We start from the raw sequence: 1,068 nt of genomic DNA on the forward strand, positions 1-1,068 counted from the left end.
TTGTGACAGCCGTGCCTACCTCGGAGCAGCCCGTGAAGGAAGCCGTGTCGATCGGCGGGAGCCCGTCCGCCGAACCGGATCTGCAGGAGCTCATGGGCCGAGTCGCCCTGGGCGACCAGGAGGCTTTCGCGTCGGTGTACGACCGCACGGCGGGACCCGTCCTGGGCACCGTGCGCGCCGTCCTGCGCGACCACGCCCAGTCCGAGGAGGTGACCCAAGAGGTCATGGTGGAGCTCTGGCGTACCGCCGCCCGGTATCGGGCGGACCGGGGCACCGCGATCAACTGGATCCTGACCTTGGCCCACCGCCGGGCGGTCGACCGGGTGCGCTCCGCCGAGGCGGCCGCGGCCCGCGATCACAAGGCGGCTCTGTTGGAGCGGACACCCGCGTACGACGCCGTGGCCGAACAGGTGGAGTCGCGGCTCGAACGGGAGCAGGTACGGCGCTGTATGCGCACGCTGACCGAACTCCAGCGCCAGGCGGTGACCCTCGCCTACTACCGGGGCCTGACCTACCGTGAGGTCGCCGAGATTCTGACGCTGCCTCTGGGCACGGTGAAAACCCGTATGCGCGACGGTCTGATCCGGCTGCGTGACTGCCTGGGGGTGACCGCGTGAACACCGCTGACCTGCACACGCTGACCGGCGCGTACGCGATGGACGCGCTGTCCGACGCCGAGCGGGCGGACTTCGAGCGGCACCTCGCCGGGTGCGAGGCCTGCGCGCAGGAGACCGCCGAGCTGACCGCGACGACGGCCCGGCTCGGTCTCGCGGTCAGCGTCCGGCCGCGGCCCGAGCTGCGGGACGAGGTGCTGCGCCGGATCACGACGGTCCGCCAGGAGACGCCACGCGAGGCCGGCGCGGCCACGTCCGTCCCGCGGGCCGCCGCCCGCCGGATGATCCTGTCGCGCTGGGCGCTCGCCGCCTGCGTGGCGGCGGCCGCCGCCTTCGGCGGCGTCGCGGTGTGGCAGCACCAGCGCGCCGAGGACGCCCTCGACCAGGCCCGGCAGGTGGAGCAGCGCGCCGAGGAGGCCGCCGCCGTGCTCGCCGCCCCGGACGCGCGCAGCGG

General features: G+C 74.2%; 2 protein-coding genes. Both read left to right on the forward strand.

Annotation, left to right across the window (positions count from 1 at the left end; genetic code table 11):
- The first annotated feature begins 32 nt into the window (after nt 1-32).
- Nucleotides 33-617, forward strand: coding sequence for a sigma-70 family RNA polymerase sigma factor (locus tag QIS96_RS37625; protein WP_282547393.1), 585 nt, complete (start codon nt 33-35; stop codon nt 615-617).
- Nucleotides 614-1,068 (forward strand): anti-sigma factor (locus QIS96_RS37630; RefSeq protein WP_282547392.1); only part of this gene is annotated, 455 nt, incomplete at its 3' end. The genes QIS96_RS37625 and QIS96_RS37630, both read left to right, overlap by 4 nt.

Origin of the sequence: Streptomyces cavernicola, from assembly GCF_029968035.1 — a bacterium.
Lineage (GTDB): Bacteria > Actinomycetota > Actinomycetes > Streptomycetales > Streptomycetaceae > Streptomyces > Streptomyces cavernicola.